An 18,311-nucleotide genomic window follows, 5' to 3' on the forward strand; every position below is an offset into this window, starting at 1 on the left:
GCGCGGGGGTGTCGTGGGGGTTTTGGCGCCCGTCCCCGCGGGTTCGCACTAAAACTACCCGGGGCACGCTTCAACTGCGGCCCGAATCCCGGATTGCGCTTCGCTCCATCCGGGCTACGAAGAATAAAAAAGAACCCGGCTCGTTTGACTAGAGCCGGGTTCGAGTGGTGTCAGGCCGAGGCTGAGGGGCTATCGGCCTGACGGGAAAGGGCGACGAGGCGCCAGCTCGCGCAGGGAATGTCTTTCGGTGCGACCGAGATCTCCTTGTCGAAGCGCACCAGCTTCCAGTCGTCCGGATGATTGACGAAGGCGAAGCTCGATTTGCGCGCGAGCGAGATCATGGCCGCGTTGGAGCGCAGCGTGTCGCCGAACATGTGGTCGGCGCCAAGCGCGGCGGCGCGGCATTCGAGATTTTTCATGAGCACGGTGGCGATGCCGTGGCCCTGCCAGCGGTCGGCAACCGACAAGCCGAATTCAAGCGTCGCGGTTTCGGCATGCAGCGCGTAGCGCGCTTCGGCGACGATGGTCTCGAAGCCGTCGACCATCATGGTCGCGACCACGGTAAAACGTTCGCGCTCGCCGACCTGGAGGAATTCGTGCAGCAGGCCCTGCGGCAGTTCGCTGATCGCGCCGAAGAAACGGTTGTAGCGGGACCGCGTCGAGAGCGAGCGAAAATAGTGCTGGAGCTCCTCGGTGTCGCGCGGCTCCACGAAACGAACGCCCAGCGCCTCGCCCTGTCGGGTGCGCAGCGTGTCCGAATATTGCTTCAGATCTTCCGGGCGAAGGATGCTCATGACACGCGCCCCAAGGGGACCAAAGGGAAAAGGGACCGCCGGCGCCCCACAGTCAGGCGGCGCCGGCCTGGCGGCCAATCAGGCCCGCCAGAAGGGTTTGTCGGCCTCGTAGGCCACGTCGCTCCAGGACAGCCCGACGTCCTGAAGGTCACGCGCGGACCAGTTGGTAAGCTCCCGGCGGGTCCGGTAGCGCTCGTGCCAGACGTGAAGGGTCTCGCCGATCTGGTGGATCAGGCCGGGCGCATGATGATTTGTCATCGAATTCTGGGTCAAAGTAGACAATTTCAGCTCCTTGAGCTAACTTGACCGCTAATATCTGCCTGCTGATGCGCTGCGACAAACGACAATTTGTACTCTTTCGCATGAAATAACGTCATGTATCCTGCTGCCAGATGACTGCCAGATTGCCCTCCCTGAACGGATTGCGGGCCTTTGAGGCCGCCGCGCGCCATCTCAGCTTCACGCTGGCCGCGTCCGAGCTGAACGTGACCCAGACCGCGATCAGCCATCAGATCCGCAGGCTCGAAGAGGAACTCGGCATCCGCCTGTTCGTCCGGCAGAACCGTGCGCTGGCATTGACGGCCGAGGCGCGCGACTATTTGCCCGGCGTCCGCGCCGCCTTCAACGACCTTCGCCTCGCCACCGACCGGCTGCTGCGCAAGGACGACGACAAGGTGCTGACGGTCTCGACGCTGGCTTCGCTTGCCGCAAAATGGCTGCTGCCGCGGCTGACCGATTTCCAGGAGCACCATCCCGGCATCGACGTCCGCATCACCACCTCGACCGGCCTCGTCGACTTCCAGCGCGACAATGTCGATGCCGCGATCCGCTACGGCCGCGGCCAATGGCCGGGTCTGCGCGCCGACTGGCTGATGGCGGACGAGCTGTTTCCGGTCTGCAGCCCGTCTCTCTTGCGCGGTGACAAGCCGTTGCGCTGTCCCGAGGACCTCAAGAGCCACATGCTGCTGCACACCTCCAACGCCAACAGCGACGACTGGCGGCTGTGGTTGACGGCGGCGGGTCAGCCGGCCGACATCGCCAGGCAGCCCGGCATCACCTTCGACATGATCTTCATGACCATCCAGGCTGCGATCGACGGCATCGGCGTGGCGATGGGGCGGACCTCCTACGTCCGGGACGACATCGCAAAGGGCCGGCTGGTCGTCCCCTTCAAGATCGCGCTGCCGGCCGATGCCGGCTTCTACCTGGTCGCGCCGGAGGGCCGCCGCGAGGCGCCGAAGCTCGCCGCATTCCGCGACTGGATGATCGCTGCAACGCAGAATAAAGCCTGAGATCGTGCCGGCGCATGTCCGCGCCACCTGCTTCTCGCTACAGGTCCACCACGACGTAATCGCTCTCGACTTTCACCGGAATTGTCTCGGCAACGTACGGCCCCTTCACCACGCTCGTACCCGGCTCGACATGGGCCGGGTAGGCCTTCACGCGGAAGCGGCGGGGGTCGCAATAGGACTGGCCGGTTCGGATGTCGAACTCCCAGCCATGCCAGGGGCAGCGAATGATCTCGCCGAGCTTGGTGTATTCGATCTCGCCCGGATCCTTCGATTGCGCGAGCCCGATCAGCGGTCCCTCGCACAGCGCCGCGCCCTGATGCGGGCAGCGGTTCATCAGGCCGAAATATTCACCCTTGATGTTGAAGACCGCGATCGGCCGTCCGTCGATCTCCAGAAATTTTCGCGTGCCGGGCGGAAGCTCATCGACCGCGGCAATCACATGCCGCGCCATCAACTGATCCCGTACAGCTTCTTCGCATTGCCCAGATAGAAGGCCTCGCGGTCATCGTCGCTGACGCCTGGGGGCAGCACGCGCGACGGCTCGTCGTAATCCCAATGCGGATAGTCGGTGGCGAACAGCAGCCGGTCCCAGCCGATCCACTTGATGACATCGAACAGATCCTCGCGCCGCTCCGGATCCTCCATCGGCTGCGTCGTCCACCACACCTGCTCGCGGATATATTCGGACGGCGGCCGTTTGACATGCGGCACCTCGCTGCGCAGCCGCTGCCAGACCTTGTCGAGCCGCCACGCCAGCGACGGTGCCCAGCCGAAGCCGGCCTCGATCATCACCATCTTCAACTTCGGGAAGCGCTCGAACACGCCCTCCAGCACGAGGCTCGCGAGCGCCGATTGCTGGCACTGCGAATGGCCGACCATCTCCTCGATGTAATAGGAGGGCCAGCCCGACGGCGTGATCGGGTTGCCGCCGAAGCCGAAGGCGTGGACGCCGACGGGAAGGCCGGCCTCTTCCGCGGCCTGATAGATCGGCCAGTAGCGACGCTGGCCGAGCGGCTCGACATTGCGGCTGAGCAGCAGCACCTGCACGAAATTCTTGTCGCCGGCGCGCTCGCGGATTTCGGCTGCGGCCGACAGCCCGTCCTCATTGCCGACGACGATGGACGCCTTCAGCCGCTTGTCCTTGCTGGTCCATTTGTCGATCTGCCAATCGTTGATCGCCGAGCACAAGGCGGCCGAAAGCTCGTGGTTGCGGATGCCTTGCCCGGTGTTGAGCGGATTGAGCACGCCGAGCTGCACGTTGTTGGGATCGAGCAGTTGCTTCTGCATGAAGGTCAGCGAGGAGCCCTGCGGCCCGCCTTCCGGCGGATAGGCGTCGCGGCGCGAGGCGTTGGGCTGGGCCTTCGGATAGGGCGGACCTTCCATCATGCCCTGATAGGCGTGGACGCCGTAGACTTCGAGATGATGCTGCCAGCGTTTGGCCAGATAGGGATAGAGCTCGGCGCGGGTCGCGCGTGCCGGATGGATGTCGCAGTCCGCGATCGCGGTTTTGACGGCCAGGGGGGAAGCGGCTTCGGAGCTTTCGCGGAACTGAATATTCATCGCCTTGCCTCCTTTGGCAGCGGCTAAGTCAGGCGGGGATAGGTCGCATGCGGATTATCGATCATGATCTTGCGCACGAGATCGGGGGTGAGACCTGCGGGCAGCGCCTCCTGGCCATCGAACTGCCAGTGCGGATAGTCGGTGGAGAATAGGACCAATTCGTCCGACTGCATATGATCAAACAGGCGAATTAATGTCGCCTCGTCGGGCGGCGCATCGAACGGCTGTAACGAGAAGCGGATGTTGCTGCGCACAATCTCCAGCGGCGCGCGATCAACCCACGGCGTCTCCATCCGCACCCCACGCCAGAACTTGTGCAGGCGCCACAGAAAGGGGGAGATCCAGGACACTCCGGACTCCAGCATCACCATCTTCAGCAACGGATATTTGGCGAACACGCCCTCGACGATCAGGCTGGTGAGCTGGGTCTGGAACGCCTGGGCCTGACCGGCATAATCCTCGATGTGGTAGGAACCCCAGCCCACGGCGGTCGGCGGATTGTGATAGGCGGAACCCGCATGAATGCCGATCGGCAGGTCCAGCCGTTCCGCCGCCTCGTAGATCGGCCAGAGCGCGCGCTTGCCGAGCGGCGTATCGCCCATCACCAGCATCAGCACCTGCACGAAGCGGCGGTCGGTCGCACAGCGCTCGATCTCGGCGACCGCCTTCTCGACGCTTTGGGTGGGGATCACGATCGAGCCGCGCAGCCGCTGATCGCGATCGAGCCATTCCTTCACGAGCCAGTCATTCAGTGCGCGGCAGAACGCGGCCTGCAGATCCTCGGAAAACACCATCTGCACGCCATAGAGCGGATTGCAGATGGCATGGGAGAGCTGAAAGGGATCGAGCACATGGCGCTGCATGTCCGCAAGGCTCTCGCCCGGCTTGCCGCTTTCGGGGCGCCAGTCGGGCCGCGCCGTGATCGGCGAGTTCTGCGGGTAGGATTGCGAGATGAGATCGACCATGCCGCGCGTCGTCACCTGATCGCGCCAATAGTCGTTCAGGTACGGCAGCAGGCTGGTCAGATGCGGCACGGCCGGATGCACATCGCAATCCACCCCGCCGGCGATCAGGGACGCCATGACGTCTCCCTTTTACGTTTCCTCTTGCGGTTTGCGCAGCGCTTGCCCGCGCTGTCTTGCGCCTGCCATTGAAGCAGGCCTGCCCGTCGTCCGCAACTCGGCCAACGGCGCTGCCATATGCTAGGAAGGCACAGCTCGGTTGCGAGGATCAGAGGTACAGGACATGAAAGAGCTCGTCGGCATTGCGGAACAGGTCGCAGCGAAATTGATCGCGCGCAAACAGACCATTGCCGTGGCGGAATCCTCGACCGGCGGCCTGATCTCGGCCAGCCTTCTCGCGGTGCCCGGCGCGTCGGCCTATTTCCTCGGCGGCGCCGTGGTCTACACCCGCGATGCCAGGCGCGTGCTGATGGATATTTCGGACGAAGGCATGAAGGGCTTTCGTTCTTCGTCGGAGCCCTACGCTCAATTGCTGGCCGAGCGGATGCGCAGCCGCTTCAATTGCGATTGGGGTCTGTCCGAGACCGGCGCCGCCGGTCCCACTGGTAATCGCTATGGCGATGCGGCGGGCCACAGCTGCATGGCGGTCGCCGGGCCCGCAGTCGAGGTGATGACGCTGGAGACGGGCGGCAACGATCGCTTCGCCAATATGCAGATGTTTGCAACGACAGCGCTGAAATTGCTGCTGAAGAATCTGGAGCGGTGACCTCGCGGCGTGCGAACCATCGCGCCAGATCCAGTAGTTGTTTTTCCCATCATTGCGAGCGAAGCGAAGCAATCCAGACTGTTGCCGCGGGCGGATTTCTGGATTGCTTCGTCGCAAGTGCTCCTCGCAATGACGCGAAGGACTAGTCATTGAATAGGGGCGGCGGCACGAACCCGCCGAACTCGCGTTCGATCAGCTCGGCGAGCTTCAGCGGTGTGCGGTCCTCGAGGAAGGGCCCGATGATTTGCACGCCGACCGGCAGGCCGTCCTTCGACAGGCCGAGCGGAACGGCCGTTGCCGGCAGGCCGGGAAGCGTCGCAAGGCCGGGCCAGGCGAGCTGATCGGAATATGGATAGTCCTTGCCGTCGATGCTGATGAGTCGCAGGTCCTGCTGCGGCGAATGGTCATGCGGAAAGGCCGGCGTCGGCAGGATCGGGCAGATCACCGCGTCGAAGCTTTTGAACAGCGCGCGCCATTGCGCGCGCAGGCCAGCTCGGGCGCCAGCGTCGAGTACCCAGGCGCGGTGGCTCGCGGTGATGCCGCGCAGCCGCTCCGCACTGAGGCTGCGATCCTCGGGCGCAAGCTGACTCGCCCGGGTCTGTGAATCCGCAAACTCCTCCGGCGGGAAGAATGCGCCGAGAAAGCTCAGCAGCATGCGCATGTAGAGCCGCGACGTCTCCGCGAAGTCCACGAATTGGACGCTCTCGCGGGCGATCGTCACGCTGGCCTTCGACAGATCGGTGGCGAGCCTATCGATCGCGCCACGGACGTCCCGGTCGGTTGGCAGCAGCGGGTGGCTGTCGATCATCAGGACACGAAAGTCCCGCAATGATTGATGCCGCGCAACGGGCAAGTCGAGCTTGTAGGCGACACCGGCGTCCAGCGGGTCCGGTCCGGCCATGACGTCGAGCAGCAAGGACAGATCTGCTGCCGTGCGTGCCATCGGACCGATGACGGCGAGGTCGCCCTCGCGCGGAATTGCTGGAAACGGCGGCGGGGTCTCGCCGCGCGCGGGGCAGAGATTGATGGTCGGCTTGTGGGCGAAGATGCCGCAATGAAAAGCGGGCACACGCAGGGAGCCTCCGATGTCGGAGCCGGTCGCGAGCGCGCAATAGCCCGCGGCGAGGGCTGCCGACGATCCTCCGGAGGATCCACCCGGTGTGCGGCCGAGATCATAGGGGTTGTTCGTGGTGCCATAGATGTCGTTGTAGCTCTGCCAGTCGCCCAGTCCCACCGGCACGTTAGTCTTGCCGAGGATGACCCCGCCGGCCTGCCTGATACGCGCGACCGCCAGGGCGTCTTCAGCGGGCTTGAAATCCTTCTGCGGCACGAATCCCCAGGTCGTCGGCAGGCCGGCGATGTTGAAGGATTCCTTGATCGTCATCGGCAGGCCGAGCAGCGGCTTGCGCTCGCCGCGCGCCAATGCGGCGTCCGCCTCACGCGCGGCGCCCAGCGCACGGTCGAAATCCCGAATGCAGATCGCGCTGACCTTGCCGTCGTGCCGTTCGATGCGGTCGATCGCATCGCGGGTGAGCTCGACCGACGAGACCTTCTTCGCGGTCAACGCGGCCGACAGCTCGACCGCGCTCTTGAAGCTCCATTCGGATTTGGCCATGGCGCATCTCCTGTTCTTATTGTCGAACGATGATGCGCAGTTTGGCCCAGCATCGCAACCGCCGCTTGATCGCGATTGATGTGTGAGCAAGGTGGAACGCGGCGAGCCAAGCAACCACTCGCAGTCATCGCCCAGTATTCCACCGGCGCCGATCGGACACGGAGAGGCCGCGGCGTACTGGATGCCCGCCTTCGCGGGGCATGACACCGAGAGGGAAGCCTACGCCGCTCCGATCAATATCCCCACCGCGAGCACGATCGCGCCGCCGAGCACGATCTGGAACACGGCCTGGAGGAACGGCGTGTCCATGTAGCGCGCGCGGATGAAGGCGATCGCCCACAATTCGAAGAACACGACAATTCCGGCAATTCCGGTCGCGATCCAGAATGCGTTGGCCCAGCGATCGGGCACGAGATAGGGCAGCGTGTGCCCAAGCCCGCCGAGCGTCGTCATCAAGCCGCAGGTGAGACCGCGCAGCCAGGGCGAACCGCGACCGGTGAGCGAGCCGTCGTCCGACAGCGCCTCCGCAAAACCCATGCTGATGCCGGCGCCGATCGAGGCGGCGAGGCCAACCAGAAACGTTTGCCAGTTCTGATGCGTGGCGAAGGCAGCCGCAAACAGCGGCGCCAGCGTCGAAACCGAGCCGTCCATCAGGCCGGCGAGACCTGGCTGCACATACTGCAGAACGAACATGCGCCGGTTGGTGCGGTCTTCCTCGGCGCGCACGTCTGAACTCAGGATCTGGTCCGTCAGCTTCGCCGCCACCTCTTCGTGGCCCTTCTCGGCCTCAGCCAGATCGCCGAGCAGGCGGCGCACGCCGACATCCTGCGCCTGTTCGGCGGCCTTCACGTAAAAGCGCTCAGCCTGCAATTCCATTGTCTCGACTTCCCTGCGGACGGTGTCGAGCGGCAGGTTTTTGGTGAGCCAGACCGGACGACGGCGCAGGAACCCTTTGACGTCCTCGCGGCGGATCGGGGGCAAATGCGGACCGAAGCGCTGCTCGTACATTTCCAGCAGCATGTGACGATGGCCGCGCTCTTCCTCGGCCATCTGCTCGAAGATCTTGGCCGAGTCCGGATAGCGCTCCTTCAAGTCCTCGGCGAAGCTCATATAGATGCGGCTGTCCTCCTCCTCGGAGGAGATCGCGACAGCAAGCACCTCGCGCTCGGTCAGATCGGCAAAATTCTTCACGGCGGCCCTGTCTGATTAGTTTAGAATAATTCTAAACTATATAGGGCGCCGAAGTTCCCGGGTCAAATCACGCCGCGGCTCTTCGCCAGGAAATCGAGCAGCAGGCGGCTTACCTCGGCCGGCTGCTCCTGCTGCACCCAGTGACCGGCGCCGTCGACGAGGTGGCAGCCGAGCAGCTTCGTACAGGTTCGCGCCTGCATCGCCTCGAACACGCCGGGACGCTGATAGGTGCCCCAATCCTGCTTGCCCGAGATGAAGCAGGAGGGGACGTCGATATTGCGGCCGGCCAACAATTGGAGCTGGCTGTTGAATGCACCCGATGTGCCGCAGCGATACCATTGCAGGCCGCCCTGGAATCCGGTGCGGCCATATTCGGCGCTGTAGTAGGCGAGCTCGCGATCGGGCAGCCATTGGTTGGCCGCGATCGCGGCCGGCGAGGGCATCTCCTTCGCAACCGTCTCGGCCATGGTCTCGTTCAGGTCCATCACATAATAGGTCGGCAGCTTCGCCAACTCGTTCGCCGACCACGATTTCAGCGGATATGGCTTGTTGTCGGTCCAGTCCGCGCTCTTGTGATGATAGTAGGCGCGCAGGAAATCATGCACGCCCTGGGGTGCGCGGTGCATATCGGCATTGGCCGGGCGTGTCGCATAGTACCATTGATAATGTTTGCGCGGACGCGGTAAGGCGGCGAGCTCGTGATGCACGGGGTCTTCGGCCGGTGGCTTTGCCGGTGTGTCGATCGTGTTGAACGGCAGCGGCGGCGCTCCGCCGAACGGCGCGCTCATCATCGCCACCGAACGAAACACGTCAGGCCGCATCAGCGCGCACCAGGCGGCGACCGGACTGCCGAAATCATGTCCGACCACATCGACCTGCCTGTAGCCGAACGCCGACACCAGCCCGAGCGCATCCCGCACCAGGTTGAAGAGCGAAAACGGCGCGAGGTCGCCGTCGTACTCCGCGCTCCATCCCGTCGTCCGGCCATAGCCGCGCTGGTCCGGTGCGATCACCTGATAGCCGGCCGAGCTGAGCGCCGGCATCACCTTGCGCCAGGAGAAGGCGAGCTCGGGAAAGCCGTGCAGCAGCAGGATGCAGGGCCGCCCCTTGGTCTCGAAGCCGGCCTCCAGCACGTGCATGCGCAGGCCGTTGATATCGTCGACATAGCGTGAGCGAATGCCGGCGGGGAGCGGGATGTCGGGGAGCGCTGTCATCGTGTCTCTCCACTCGGTGGAATCGCTACACCGCCGCGCAGACGAAGCCGCTGCCCTTGCGCCGGATCTTCCCCACCGACGGCGAGGGAAAATGCGCGGTGCAGCACAGCGTGTCGGTGTCGCAATAGCGTTCCAGGAAGCTGCGGCGCGTCGTTGCCGCCTTGGCCTGATCGAGGTCGAACTTGACCGACAGCTCCGGATAGAGCGTCTGGATCGGCGAGTGCATGAGGTCGCCGGAGAACACGGCGTCGTCCTTGCCGTGGCCCATCGTGATGGCGATATGGCCCGGCGTGTGGCCCGGCGTCGGTAGGATGCGAACGTGATCGCCGATTTGGTGATCGTTGCCGACGAGTTCGTGGCGTTTGGCCTCGACCACCGGCAGCACGCTGTCGGCGAAGGGCGGCACCTCCGCCTTCGCGTTCTGCTCGGTCCAGTGGTCGAATTCCTGCTTGGCGAAGACGTAGCGCGCTTTCGGGAAGGTCGGCACCCAGCGGCCGTTCTCCAGCCGCGTGTTCCAGCCGACGTGATCGACATGCAGATGCGTGCACATCACGAAATCGATGTCGTTGACCGAGAAACCTGCGGCGGCGAGCCCGCTCAGATAGGTGTCGTCGGTCTTCATGTTCCATTTCGGGCGCTGCGGCCGCGGCTTGTCGTTGCCGATGCAGCTGTCGACCAGAATGGTGTGGTGCGGCGTCTTGATCACATAGGACTGGAAGCACAGCATCAATGTATCGCTGTCATCCAGGGCTTTCGCCTCCCGCATCCATGCGCGGTTCTCGGCCAGCAGCTCCGGTGTCAGTCCCGGCAGCATCTCCAGCGCCGGCACGAACGAGGTTTCCTGCTCGATGATGCGATGGATGGTGAGATCGCCGACCAAGTATTTGAGGCTCATGCTCGCTTCCTTGCACTCAGCGTGCGTCACGCACGGACGGAATGACGATGTTGGAGAGGACGTCGATCGCGGCGAGCCCTTCCTTCGGCTGGCCGTATTGGGCAGCAGTGGTCATCATGACGAGATCAAGCTCGGGCACGATGAAAATGCGTTGTCCGCCCCAGCCAAAGGCGCCAACCCAATTGATTTCCCTCCCGCCGGCCAGCGAGCGGCCCATCCACCACTGATAGCCATAGAACAGTGTGCTGCCGAAATTGCCGATCGCCTGGAATCGTGGCGTCGTCGATTGCACGATCCACTCGGCCGAGACGATCTGCTGGCCATTCCACTGCCCGCCATTAAGCACGATCTGGCCGAGCTTGGCGGCATCTCGCGGACGCAAGCGCAGGCCGGCGGCCGCCGCGATCTTGCCGTTCTTCGAGTAGGCCTTCCACTCGAAATCGGTGATCCCGAGCGGCTGGAACAGCACCTCACGCGCAAACGTCTCCAGCGGCTTGCCGGAGACGCGTTCGAGGATGTTGCCGAGCAGTTCAGTCCCGCCGCCATTATAGGTCCAGAGCATGTCCGGCGGTGCGGTGATCGGCCTTGCGAACACATAGCCGATCGGATCGACTTCAAAGCCGAGATGCGGCTCGTCATTGTTCGGATCGGTCCATGCCCGCGCCTCGTCCCATTTCATTCCCGAGGACATCGTCAGCAGATGGCGCAGCGTGATGGCCTCCCAGCCCGCCTGCTTCACCGCCTGATGGTCGGGGAAGAACTTGAGCACAGGCTCGTCGACGCCTTCGATCAGCTTGCGATCGATCGCGATGCCGACGAGCAGCGAAACGACGCTCTTCGACGCCGAACGCATGTCGTGCTTCGTCGTCGCGGTGAACTCGTGCTGGCCTTCCGGTTGTCCCCAGGGTTGGTCGTAGCCGGCGAAGTATTGCTCGAAGACGAGCTTGCCGTGGCGCGCGACGACAACCGAATGGACCGAAGTCGCGCGTTGTTCGAGTCGAGCGGCGATCCCGCAGAGTTGTGCGCCGTCCATGCCGACGCTGTCGGGCGGCGCAGTCGTCCAGCCGTCGTCGGTTGACGATGGCGGTTCGCAGGCGAAGTTTCGCTGTCCAGGCACCGTGCCGTCGGCTCGCACGGGAGTGGCTGAGACGGTCAACGCGAGCACGAGGCTCGCGCCGAGAATGCCGAGGCCGGGGAAGCGATCGCGCATCATCCTTCTCCCCGCCGTCGCGATACTACGCCGCGGGCGGCACCGAGATCTTCACCGAGGGCCGCTCCAGCATTTTCTGGTGGAAGGCGTCGAGCTTCGGATAGGCCTTGCGCCAGCCGCAATCGGCGAAGCGGAAGTCGGCATAGCCGAGCACGCAGACCAGGCCGATCTGCGAGATGTCGAACGGGCCGCTCAGCACTTCAGGCATGTTCTCGAAGCGGGCCATGCCGGTCCAGGCCCGGTTCCAGTGGTCGTCGGACCACGCCTGCCATTGCAGGCCCTGCGGCCGCACCATCTTCTCGTAGCGGCACAGCAGCATGGAATCGAGCATGCCGTTGATCAGGGCATGATTGGTCTTGACCTTCCAGCGCCGCGGACCGTAGTCGGGGATCAGGCTGCCGCCGGCCACCTCGTTGAGGTATTCGACGATGACGTAGGAGTCCAGGATGACATCGCCGTCATTGGTGATCAGCACCGGCAGCTTCTTCAGCGGCGTGATCTTCGAATAGTCCTCGTTGGCCGTGCCCGGCGCGACTGCTGCCGGCGTGAACTCGATCTTGTCGATCAACCCAAGCTCGATCGCGGCAATGCGCACCTTGCGGGCAAAGGGTGAGGCGGGGGAGAAGGTGAGCTTCATGGGAAATAACCTTTATCCAGACACACAGTCCTCATCCTGAGGAGCGCGCCGCTTGGCGTGCGTCTCGAAGGATGGCAACGGGAGGCGCTCTCTCGTCACCCGGCGTGAACGTCGGGCGACCGTGGTCTTGGCACATGCTTCGAGACGCGCGCGTTGCACGCTCCTCAGGATGAGGGCCGCGGCTTACGCCGCGACGATCTCCTGCCGCTGCTCGCCGAGGCCCTCGATGCCGAGGGTGATGACGTCGCCGACATTGAGGAAGGTCGGCGGCTTCATGCCGAGGCCGACGCCGGGCGGGGTGCCTGTCGTGATGATGTCGCCCGGCAGCAGCGTCATGAACTGCGAGACATAGGAGATGCACTTGGCCATCGAGAAGATCATGGTCTTGGTCGAGCCGGTCTGGCGGCGCTGGCCGTTGACGTCGAGCCACATCGGCAGGTTCTGCACGTCCTTGATCTCGTCCTTGGTGGCGAGCCAGGGGCCGAGCGGGCCGAACGTGTCGTGCGACTTGCCCTTGGTCCACTGACCCAGGCGCTCGATCTGGAAGGCGCGCTCGGAGACGTCGTTGCAGACGCAGTAGCCGGCGACGTGGTTGAGCGCGTCGGCTTCCGAGACGTATTTTGCGCGCGTGCCGATGATCGCAGCGATCTCGACTTCCCAGTCCAGCTTGGTCGAGCCGCGCGGCTTCTCGACGGCGTCGTTCGGGCCGGACAGCGAGGTGTTGGCCTTCATGAAAATGATCGGCTCGCTCGGGATCTCCGCGCCAGTCTCCTTGGCGTGGTCGCTGTAGTTGAGGCCGATCGCCACGAATTTCGACATGCCGGTGACGGGGGCGCCGAACCGCGGCTTGCCGGAGACGGCGGGCAGCGAGGCGGGATCGAGCGCCGCCAGCTTCTTCAGGCTTTCGGGCGAATAGGCCTCGCCGGTCAGGTCCTTCACATGCGCCGACAGGTCGCGCAACTGGCCGGATTTGTCGATCAGGCCGGGCTTTTCCGCACCCTTCTCGCCATAACGAACAAGCTTCATTCTCGTTTCTCCCTGGAATGGACCGATCGGTTGAACAGCTTCATGGAACAGGGCGGCGGGAAATTCAACCGCTCAAAGAGGGCGCATTGCAGCCCTCTCAATTCGGGAGGTTCGTCCGGGCACGAGACCTAGGCCAGCGCCTCGAACCTGAATGCGTCCCCGTCCCGCCTGATATGCCCGGCCGAAAAATGCCCGCCGATCACCAGCGTCGGGGTGTCGGCAAACCGGCCGAACAATTCGCGCCGCGTCGCGGCCGATTGGCTCTGATCGGAATCCGCGGTCGAGGACCAGCCGAGATGCGCCATCTGGCAGGGATGATGGGCGACGTCGCCCGTCAGCACTCCCTGCTCGCCGTCCGACTGGACCAGAATGCTCATATGTCCGGGGCTGTGGCCGGGGGTCGGGATCATGCTGATCTCGTCGCTGAGCCGGTGATCGCTCGGGATCAACTCGGCCCGGCCGGCATCGACGATCGGCTTCACGGAATCGCCAAACACGGCCTGCTTGTCCGGCTCGGTGGAATGGTCGCGCCAATGCTCATACTCGGTCTTGCCGAAGACATAGCGCGCGTTAGGGAAGGTCGGCACCCATTTGCCGTCGACCCATTTCGTGTTCCAACCGACATGGTCGACATGAAGATGCGTGCACAGCACGGTATCGATGCTCTCGGGCGGAAAGCCCGCCGCAATCATCGTCTCCAGGAACGGCGTGGTGCGATTGTTCCAGGTCGGGACGTTGCGGCCCTGCTTGTCGTTGCCAAGCCCGGTATCGACCACGATGCGGCGCGTCGGCGTCTCCACCACCAGCGAATGGATCGACATTTTCAGCCGGCCCTCTTCGGTGGCGAAATGCGGGATCAGCCAGGGCAGCTTCTGGACTTCTGCATTGCTCGCCAAGGGCAGAATGAAGCGGGTCGAGCCGACCGTCTCCAATTCCACGACCTTGGTTATTTTGACCCTGCCGACCTTCCACTGCATCCGGCGCATCCTCATGTTCTTGCTTTGGCGGGGAACATGCGCAGTTTCGCCGTCAGGCGCAATGGATCATCTGACGCGGTGCGGCGTTATCGCGGGAACCCAGGGAAAGACAAAGGGCCAGCCATGCCAGAGCTTGCGATTTCCGCGGAGAAGGTCGCCTTCATCATCGAAAAGGCGCGTGAATTCGACGTCAAGCAGGCGGATTCCGATCCGGATTCCGGCTCGAATGCGACGGATGACGATGCGGTCGACGTCCTCGAGGATGACGGCTCCGATCCGGTCGTCAACGAACTCGGAAGTTTCATCGTGGCCATGAACGAGGACGAGCAGATCGATCTCGTTACGCTGACCTGGCTCGGCCGCGGCGACGGCACGATCGATGATTGGGACGATCTGCGCGCACGCGCCGTGGAGGCGCGCGCCGAATATCGCAGTCCCCGGCGCGAGACGGCGCATTATCTGCTCGGTGAGCCGATGCTGGGCGACCTGCTCGCCGACGGGCTCGATGAATTCGGCGTCGATTGGACCGACGGAAACCCAGTCGCCGATTCATCCTCTCCCAGCCAGCGGGACGAAGACGAGATCACCAAGCAGCGGTGATCCCGGCCGATATCAGCGCGTGCAGTCGACGATCACGGTGCCGAGCTTGTCGCCCTTCTCGACGGCGACATGGGCCTGCGCCGTCTCCGACAGCGCAAACTGCGCCGCGACATTGTGGATTCGCGGCCCCGCCGCCAGCCATTTCGAGATGTCGGACTGCGCCGCCGCGAGCAACCCCGGCGGCAGCGCGAACAAGACGAGCGAGCGGAGCGTGATGCACTTCTCCATCAGCTCGCGCATCGGCACGGTCGGCGTGCGGTTGCCGTTCGTGGCGTAGACCGCGATTGTCGAATTCATGGCCATCAGCTTCAGGGTCGTGGTGATGTTGCCGCCGAAATCGACATCGACCAAGTGGTCGAGCCCGCGTCCGCCGGTGAAGGCCATGGCCCTGGCAACGACATCTTCGTCCCTGTAATTGACCACGAGATCGGCACCGGCCTGTCGCGCCTGCTCGCCTTTCATCGCCGAGCTGACGGTCGCGATCACCTGCGCGCCGCCCCATTTCGCGAGCTGCACGGCGTAATGCCCGACAGCACCCGCGCCGCCGGTGACCAGCACCGACTTGCCGACGATCGGCCCGTCCGCAAACAGGGAGCACCACGCCGTCATTGCGGGAATGCCCAGCGTCGCGCCTTCCGCAAAAGAGAGATTGTCGGGCAACGGCGTCACCAGATGCTCGGCAAGCGCGATATGTTCGGCCGCGGTGCCAAAGGCGCGGCCGTTGCGCTGGCCGTTGAACAGCCAGACCCTGTCGCCGATCTTGAACCGCGTCGCGCCATCGCCGATCTGGTCGATAAACCCCGCACCATCGCTGTTCGGAATGACGCGCGAAAATTCCTTGGCGCGATAGCTGCCCCCGCGCCGGCCGACATCGGCCGGATTGACGCCGGAGGCTTCCAGGCGAATGCGAACTTCGCCTGGACCTGCGACCGGCGTCGCCATCTCACCATAGGTGAGGACGTCCGCCGCCGGTCCTGTCTCCTCGTACCAGACCGCCCTCACAGCGTTCCCGGGAAGGCACCGCCATCGAGCAGGAGGTTCTGCCCGGTGATGAAGCCCGCCCTGGCGCCGCACAGGAATGCGCAGGCGTAGCCGAACTCCTCGGGATCGCCGAAGCGGCCTGCGGGATTGAGCTTGGCGCGCTCGGCCAGAACCTGGTCCGGCGTGATGCCGCGCTTCTCGGATTCCCCCTTCGCGGTGCTGCGCAGGCGGTCGGTCTCGAACGGGCCCGGCAGCAGGCCGTTGATGGTGACGTTGTTGATCACGGTCTTGCGCGACAGGCCGGCGATGAAGCCGGTGAGGCCGGCGCGCGCGCCGTTGGAGAGACCGAGGATGTCGATCGGCGCCTTCACCGCCGCCGAGGTGATGTTGACGATGCGGCCGAACTTGCGGGCCATCATGCCGTCCACCGTCGACTTGATCAGCTCGATCGGGGTCAGCATGTTGGCGTCGATCGCCTTGATCCAGTCGTCGCGGGTCCAGTTGCGGAAATCGCCGGGCGGAGGTCCACCGGCATTGTTGATCAGGATATCCGGCTCGGGGCAGGCCTTGAGCACGGCCTCGCGGCCCGCCGGCGTCGTGATATCGCCGACGATCTCGGTCACGGTCACATCAGGATAGGCCTTGCGAATGTCGTCGGCCGTCTTCTTCAGGGCCTCGGCGCCGCGCGCGGTCAGCGTGACGTGAACGCCGGCCTCGGCCAGCGAGATGGCGCAGGCGCGTCCGAGGCCTTTGCTGGATGCGCAGACGATGGCGCGGCGGCCTTTGATCCCAAGATCCACTGTTTCACTCCCGTAATGTCATGCAGGTTTTTAAGAAGCCGCCATTCTAGCCAACCTTGGCACCGCTGATAAGGGATCGGCTCGCATCAAAATGCATGCGCACTTGCCCGGCGATGCAAATGCGCCTCATCAGATGCGCCGCTCCTGCTTGAGGCGGTCGATCGCGGAGGCAGCCTCCGGCGGCAGCGACTTGAAGCCCATCCGGCCGACCGTCGAGAACAGCGGTCGCAGGTGCGAGCCGGCGAGGAACGGCGGCTGGCGGTTGGCCGGCACGATCTGGTCGAACACCAGCACCAGGGTGGTGGCGACGAGGCCGACCCTGATGGCGCCGAGGGCTGCGCCGCCGAGCCGGTCGCCGATGCCGGCCTGCCGTATCGTGTCGCTCAGCGCCAGGCGGCCGAGATGTCCAAACAGCATGCCGACCACCACGAAAATTCCGAAGAACCAGATCCAGTTCTGCAGCAGCGGCGCATTCGGATTGCCCGCGACCTGCGGGACGATCAGCGGCATCAGCGCGACGGCAATGGGGGCGGCGAGGAGATAGGCCAGGATCGTCATGGCGCTGCCGAGCAGGCCGGTCCTGAAACCGAAGCCGATCGCGATTGCGAGCGCCGTATAGACGGCGAGATCGAAACTGTTCATACGCGGGAGCCTGCCATGGAACGAGTGAACGCAGAACCGATCATTCCGGTTTCAGATCGTTAAAATCGTCTGTATTGATGGCGCCAAAGCTCAGGGAAAGCGCCCAAGGAAAGCGTCAAGGAAAACGTCAAGGAAAACGTCATGTCAGACCTATTCGATGTCAGTCAGGAAACCATCCTCGTCACGGGTGCGAGCCAGGGGCTGGGGCGGCAATTTGCCCGGGTGTTGGCGGCGCATGGCGCGGCGGTCGCGCTCGCGGCGCGGCAGACCGACAAGCTGAAGAGCCTTGAAGACGAGATCCGCGGCAAGGGCGGCCGTGCCGTCGCGGTCGCGCTCGACGTCACCGACACCGCATCGATCGCCAGGGCCGTCGATGAAGCGGAAGCCGCGCTCGGCCCGGTCACGGTGCTGATCAACAATGCCGGCATCGCGATCGAAAAGCTCGCGACCGAGCAGACCGAGGCCGATTGGGACGCGGTGATCGGCGCCAATCTCAAGGGCGCCTATTTCCTCGCGACCGAGATCGCGCGCCGCATGATCGCGCGCAAGCAGGACGGCAACATCGTCAACATCGCGTCCGTGCTCGGCACCGGCGTGCTGAAGGCGCTGTCGCCTTACGCGATCTCCAAGGCCGGCATCATCCAGGCGACCAAGGCGATGGCGCTGGAGCTCGCGGGGCAGAACATCCGCATTAACGCGCTGGCACCCGGCTATATCGACACCGAGATGAACCACGCGTTCTGGTCGACGCCGCCGGGCGAGCGCCTGACCAAGCGCATTCCGCAGCGCCGCATCGGCGCCGAATCCGATCTCGACGGCGCGATCCTGCTGCTGGCCTCGAAGGCCTCGCGGTACATGACGGGCAGCGTGGTGACGGTGGACGGCGGATTCTTGCTGAATTGATTGCCGTCGTCCCGGACAAGCGAGTTCACTCAGGCGCCGTCCCGGACAAGCGCAGCGAAGCGGAGCGCAGATCCGGGACCCATAACCACCGGGAGCAGTTTGGCGAAGACTCGTGGTTACCATCTCGTGCCACGACTACTCCCTGGGGTAATGGGTCCCGGCCTTCGCCCTAGGGCATGCACATATCTCTAAGGCTCCATCCTGCTGCAACGGCGTGGAAGTATTCGAGGCCGTTTTTGAAGGTGA

At 64.2% G+C, this 18,311-nt stretch carries 20 protein-coding genes; 4 read left to right on the top strand and 16 right to left on the bottom strand.

From position 1 onward, the window contains the following. Window positions 1-170 precede the first annotated feature (170 nt). Window positions 171-794, bottom strand: a complete 624-nt coding sequence (locus AC0L2J_RS30570) for a GNAT family N-acetyltransferase (protein WP_063994607.1) — start codon at window positions 792-794, stop codon at window positions 171-173. Between the two features lie 78 nt (window positions 795-872). Beyond that, window positions 873-1,076 (bottom strand): DUF1127 domain-containing protein, encoded by a 204-nt coding sequence (locus AC0L2J_RS30575; protein ID WP_007599575.1) that lies wholly within the window; start codon window positions 1,074-1,076, stop codon window positions 873-875. A 110-nt stretch (window positions 1,077-1,186) separates the two neighbouring features. Between AC0L2J_RS30575 and AC0L2J_RS30580 the strand changes: the two genes are divergently transcribed. Next, complete coding sequence (locus tag AC0L2J_RS30580; RefSeq protein WP_473395489.1) at window positions 1,187-2,086, top strand: transcriptional regulator GcvA; 900 nt, start codon at window positions 1,187-1,189, stop codon at window positions 2,084-2,086. 37 nt (window positions 2,087-2,123) lie between these two features. Here the strand turns inward: AC0L2J_RS30580 and AC0L2J_RS30585 are convergent, their stop codons facing one another. Genes AC0L2J_RS30585 through AC0L2J_RS30595 form a run of 3 tightly spaced genes read right to left on the bottom strand, consistent with a single transcriptional unit; the run spans window position 2,124 to window position 4,728 of the window. Beyond that, complete coding sequence (locus AC0L2J_RS30585; RefSeq protein ID WP_007605196.1) at window positions 2,124-2,537, bottom strand: Rieske (2Fe-2S) protein; 414 nt, start codon at window positions 2,535-2,537, stop codon at window positions 2,124-2,126. Further along, window positions 2,537-3,646 carry an amidohydrolase family protein gene (locus AC0L2J_RS30590; protein ID WP_473395490.1) on the bottom strand — a complete coding sequence of 370 codons (1,110 nt, stop codon included), beginning with the start codon at window positions 3,644-3,646 and terminating at the stop codon, window positions 2,537-2,539. The genes AC0L2J_RS30585 and AC0L2J_RS30590 overlap by 1 nt, the downstream gene beginning before the upstream one ends. 23 nt (window positions 3,647-3,669) lie before the next feature. Further along, window positions 3,670-4,728 (bottom strand): amidohydrolase family protein, encoded by a 1,059-nt coding sequence (locus AC0L2J_RS30595; RefSeq protein ID WP_007605206.1) that lies wholly within the window; start codon window positions 4,726-4,728, stop codon window positions 3,670-3,672. 163 nt (window positions 4,729-4,891) lie between these two features. On the opposite strand from AC0L2J_RS30595, the gene AC0L2J_RS30600 reads away from it, so the two are divergent. Next, window positions 4,892-5,374, top strand: coding sequence for a CinA family protein (locus AC0L2J_RS30600; RefSeq protein ID WP_473248193.1), 483 nt, complete (start codon window positions 4,892-4,894; stop codon window positions 5,372-5,374). 142 nt (window positions 5,375-5,516) lie between these two features. On the opposite strand, the gene AC0L2J_RS30605 is transcribed toward AC0L2J_RS30600, so the two are convergent. The 8 genes from AC0L2J_RS30605 to AC0L2J_RS30640 all read right to left on the bottom strand — a co-directional run bounded on the left by AC0L2J_RS30605 (window position 5,517) and on the right by AC0L2J_RS30640 (window position 14,139). Next, on the bottom strand, window positions 5,517-6,989 hold the full coding sequence (locus AC0L2J_RS30605) for an amidase (RefSeq protein ID WP_473395491.1): 1,473 nt from the start codon (window positions 6,987-6,989) through the stop codon (window positions 5,517-5,519). 219 nt (window positions 6,990-7,208) lie between these two features. Continuing rightward, on the bottom strand, window positions 7,209-8,180 hold the full coding sequence (mbfA, locus tag AC0L2J_RS30610) for an iron exporter MbfA (protein ID WP_007605213.1): 972 nt from the start codon (window positions 8,178-8,180) through the stop codon (window positions 7,209-7,211). Between the two features lie 62 nt (window positions 8,181-8,242). Beyond that, on the bottom strand, window positions 8,243-9,394 hold the full coding sequence (locus AC0L2J_RS30615) for an alpha/beta hydrolase (RefSeq protein ID WP_473395492.1): 1,152 nt from the start codon (window positions 9,392-9,394) through the stop codon (window positions 8,243-8,245). 25 nt (window positions 9,395-9,419) lie between these two features. Next, window positions 9,420-10,289: an MBL fold metallo-hydrolase gene (locus AC0L2J_RS30620; RefSeq protein WP_473395493.1), complete on the bottom strand. Its 870-nt coding sequence runs from the start codon at window positions 10,287-10,289 to the stop codon at window positions 9,420-9,422. A 16-nt stretch (window positions 10,290-10,305) separates the two neighbouring features. Further along, window positions 10,306-11,499 carry a serine hydrolase domain-containing protein gene (locus AC0L2J_RS30625; protein ID WP_007605216.1) on the bottom strand — a complete coding sequence of 398 codons (1,194 nt, stop codon included), beginning with the start codon at window positions 11,497-11,499 and terminating at the stop codon, window positions 10,306-10,308. A 25-nt stretch (window positions 11,500-11,524) separates the two neighbouring features. Beyond that, window positions 11,525-12,136: a glutathione S-transferase family protein gene (locus tag AC0L2J_RS30630; protein WP_473395494.1), complete on the bottom strand. Its 612-nt coding sequence runs from the start codon at window positions 12,134-12,136 to the stop codon at window positions 11,525-11,527. Between the two features lie 183 nt (window positions 12,137-12,319). After that, a complete protein-coding gene (locus tag AC0L2J_RS30635; RefSeq protein WP_007599594.1) occupies window positions 12,320-13,162 on the bottom strand; it encodes a fumarylacetoacetate hydrolase family protein in 843 nt (280 codons plus the stop codon). A 128-nt stretch (window positions 13,163-13,290) separates the two neighbouring features. Then, window positions 13,291-14,139 carry an MBL fold metallo-hydrolase gene (locus AC0L2J_RS30640; protein ID WP_473395495.1) on the bottom strand — a complete coding sequence of 283 codons (849 nt, stop codon included), beginning with the start codon at window positions 14,137-14,139 and terminating at the stop codon, window positions 13,291-13,293. Window positions 14,140-14,262: 123 nt separating this feature from the next. Between AC0L2J_RS30640 and AC0L2J_RS30645 the strand changes: the two genes are divergently transcribed. Continuing rightward, window positions 14,263-14,739, top strand: coding sequence for a DUF3775 domain-containing protein (locus AC0L2J_RS30645; RefSeq protein ID WP_007605219.1), 477 nt, complete (start codon window positions 14,263-14,265; stop codon window positions 14,737-14,739). 12 nt (window positions 14,740-14,751) lie between these two features. Here AC0L2J_RS30645 and AC0L2J_RS30650 read toward each other — a convergent pair whose 3' ends face one another. From AC0L2J_RS30650 to AC0L2J_RS30660, 3 genes are all read right to left on the bottom strand, one after another. Continuing rightward, the gene (locus AC0L2J_RS30650) at window positions 14,752-15,741 is read right to left on the bottom strand and encodes an NADPH:quinone reductase (RefSeq protein ID WP_473395496.1); all 990 of its coding nucleotides are present in this window, start codon (window positions 15,739-15,741) and stop codon (window positions 14,752-14,754) included. Then, window positions 15,738-16,520, bottom strand: coding sequence for an SDR family oxidoreductase (locus AC0L2J_RS30655; protein WP_063994618.1), 783 nt, complete (start codon window positions 16,518-16,520; stop codon window positions 15,738-15,740). Before AC0L2J_RS30655 ends, AC0L2J_RS30650 begins: the two co-directional genes overlap by 4 nt. Before the next feature lie 129 nt (window positions 16,521-16,649). Further along, window positions 16,650-17,162, bottom strand: coding sequence for a CvpA family protein (locus tag AC0L2J_RS30660; RefSeq protein WP_473395497.1), 513 nt, complete (start codon window positions 17,160-17,162; stop codon window positions 16,650-16,652). Window positions 17,163-17,303: 141 nt separating this feature from the next. Here AC0L2J_RS30660 and AC0L2J_RS30665 point away from each other — a divergent pair, with 141 nt between their 5' ends. Next, a complete protein-coding gene (locus tag AC0L2J_RS30665; RefSeq protein ID WP_473395498.1) occupies window positions 17,304-18,065 on the top strand; it encodes an SDR family NAD(P)-dependent oxidoreductase in 762 nt (253 codons plus the stop codon). Window positions 18,066-18,311: the final 246 nt, after the last annotated feature.

Source organism: Bradyrhizobium sp. MV1.5 (assembly GCF_055807615.1).

Excerpts from the sequence above, each read along its gene's own strand:
- AC0L2J_RS30600 (WP_473248193.1), top strand. The coding sequence starts at position 4,892 with ATGAAAGAGCTCGTCGGCATTGCGGAACAGGTCGCAGCGAAATTGATC.
- AC0L2J_RS30585 (WP_007605196.1), bottom strand. The coding sequence starts at position 2,537 with ATGGCGCGGCATGTGATTGCCGCGGTCGATGAGCTTCCGCCCGGCACG.
- AC0L2J_RS30570 (WP_063994607.1), bottom strand. The coding sequence starts at position 794 with ATGAGCATCCTTCGCCCGGAAGATCTGAAGCAATATTCGGACACGCTG.
- AC0L2J_RS30660 (WP_473395497.1), bottom strand. The coding sequence starts at position 17,162 with ATGAACAGTTTCGATCTCGCCGTCTATACGGCGCTCGCAATCGCGATC.
- AC0L2J_RS30645 (WP_007605219.1), top strand. The coding sequence starts at position 14,263 with ATGCCAGAGCTTGCGATTTCCGCGGAGAAGGTCGCCTTCATCATCGAA.
- AC0L2J_RS30620 (WP_473395493.1), bottom strand. The coding sequence starts at position 10,289 with ATGAGCCTCAAATACTTGGTCGGCGATCTCACCATCCATCGCATCATC.
- AC0L2J_RS30605 (WP_473395491.1), bottom strand. The coding sequence starts at position 6,989 with ATGGCCAAATCCGAATGGAGCTTCAAGAGCGCGGTCGAGCTGTCGGCC.
- AC0L2J_RS30625 (WP_007605216.1), bottom strand. The coding sequence starts at position 11,499 with ATGCGCGATCGCTTCCCCGGCCTCGGCATTCTCGGCGCGAGCCTCGTG.
- AC0L2J_RS30665 (WP_473395498.1), top strand. The coding sequence starts at position 17,304 with ATGTCAGACCTATTCGATGTCAGTCAGGAAACCATCCTCGTCACGGGT.
- AC0L2J_RS30640 (WP_473395495.1), bottom strand. The coding sequence starts at position 14,139 with ATGCAGTGGAAGGTCGGCAGGGTCAAAATAACCAAGGTCGTGGAATTG.
- AC0L2J_RS30615 (WP_473395492.1), bottom strand. The coding sequence starts at position 9,394 with ATGACAGCGCTCCCCGACATCCCGCTCCCCGCCGGCATTCGCTCACGC.
- AC0L2J_RS30595 (WP_007605206.1), bottom strand. The coding sequence starts at position 4,728 with ATGGCGTCCCTGATCGCCGGCGGGGTGGATTGCGATGTGCATCCGGCC.
- AC0L2J_RS30580 (WP_473395489.1), top strand. The coding sequence starts at position 1,187 with ATGACTGCCAGATTGCCCTCCCTGAACGGATTGCGGGCCTTTGAGGCC.
- AC0L2J_RS30635 (WP_007599594.1), bottom strand. The coding sequence starts at position 13,162 with ATGAAGCTTGTTCGTTATGGCGAGAAGGGTGCGGAAAAGCCCGGCCTG.
- AC0L2J_RS30630 (WP_473395494.1), bottom strand. The coding sequence starts at position 12,136 with ATGAAGCTCACCTTCTCCCCCGCCTCACCCTTTGCCCGCAAGGTGCGC.
- AC0L2J_RS30590 (WP_473395490.1), bottom strand. The coding sequence starts at position 3,646 with ATGAATATTCAGTTCCGCGAAAGCTCCGAAGCCGCTTCCCCCCTGGCC.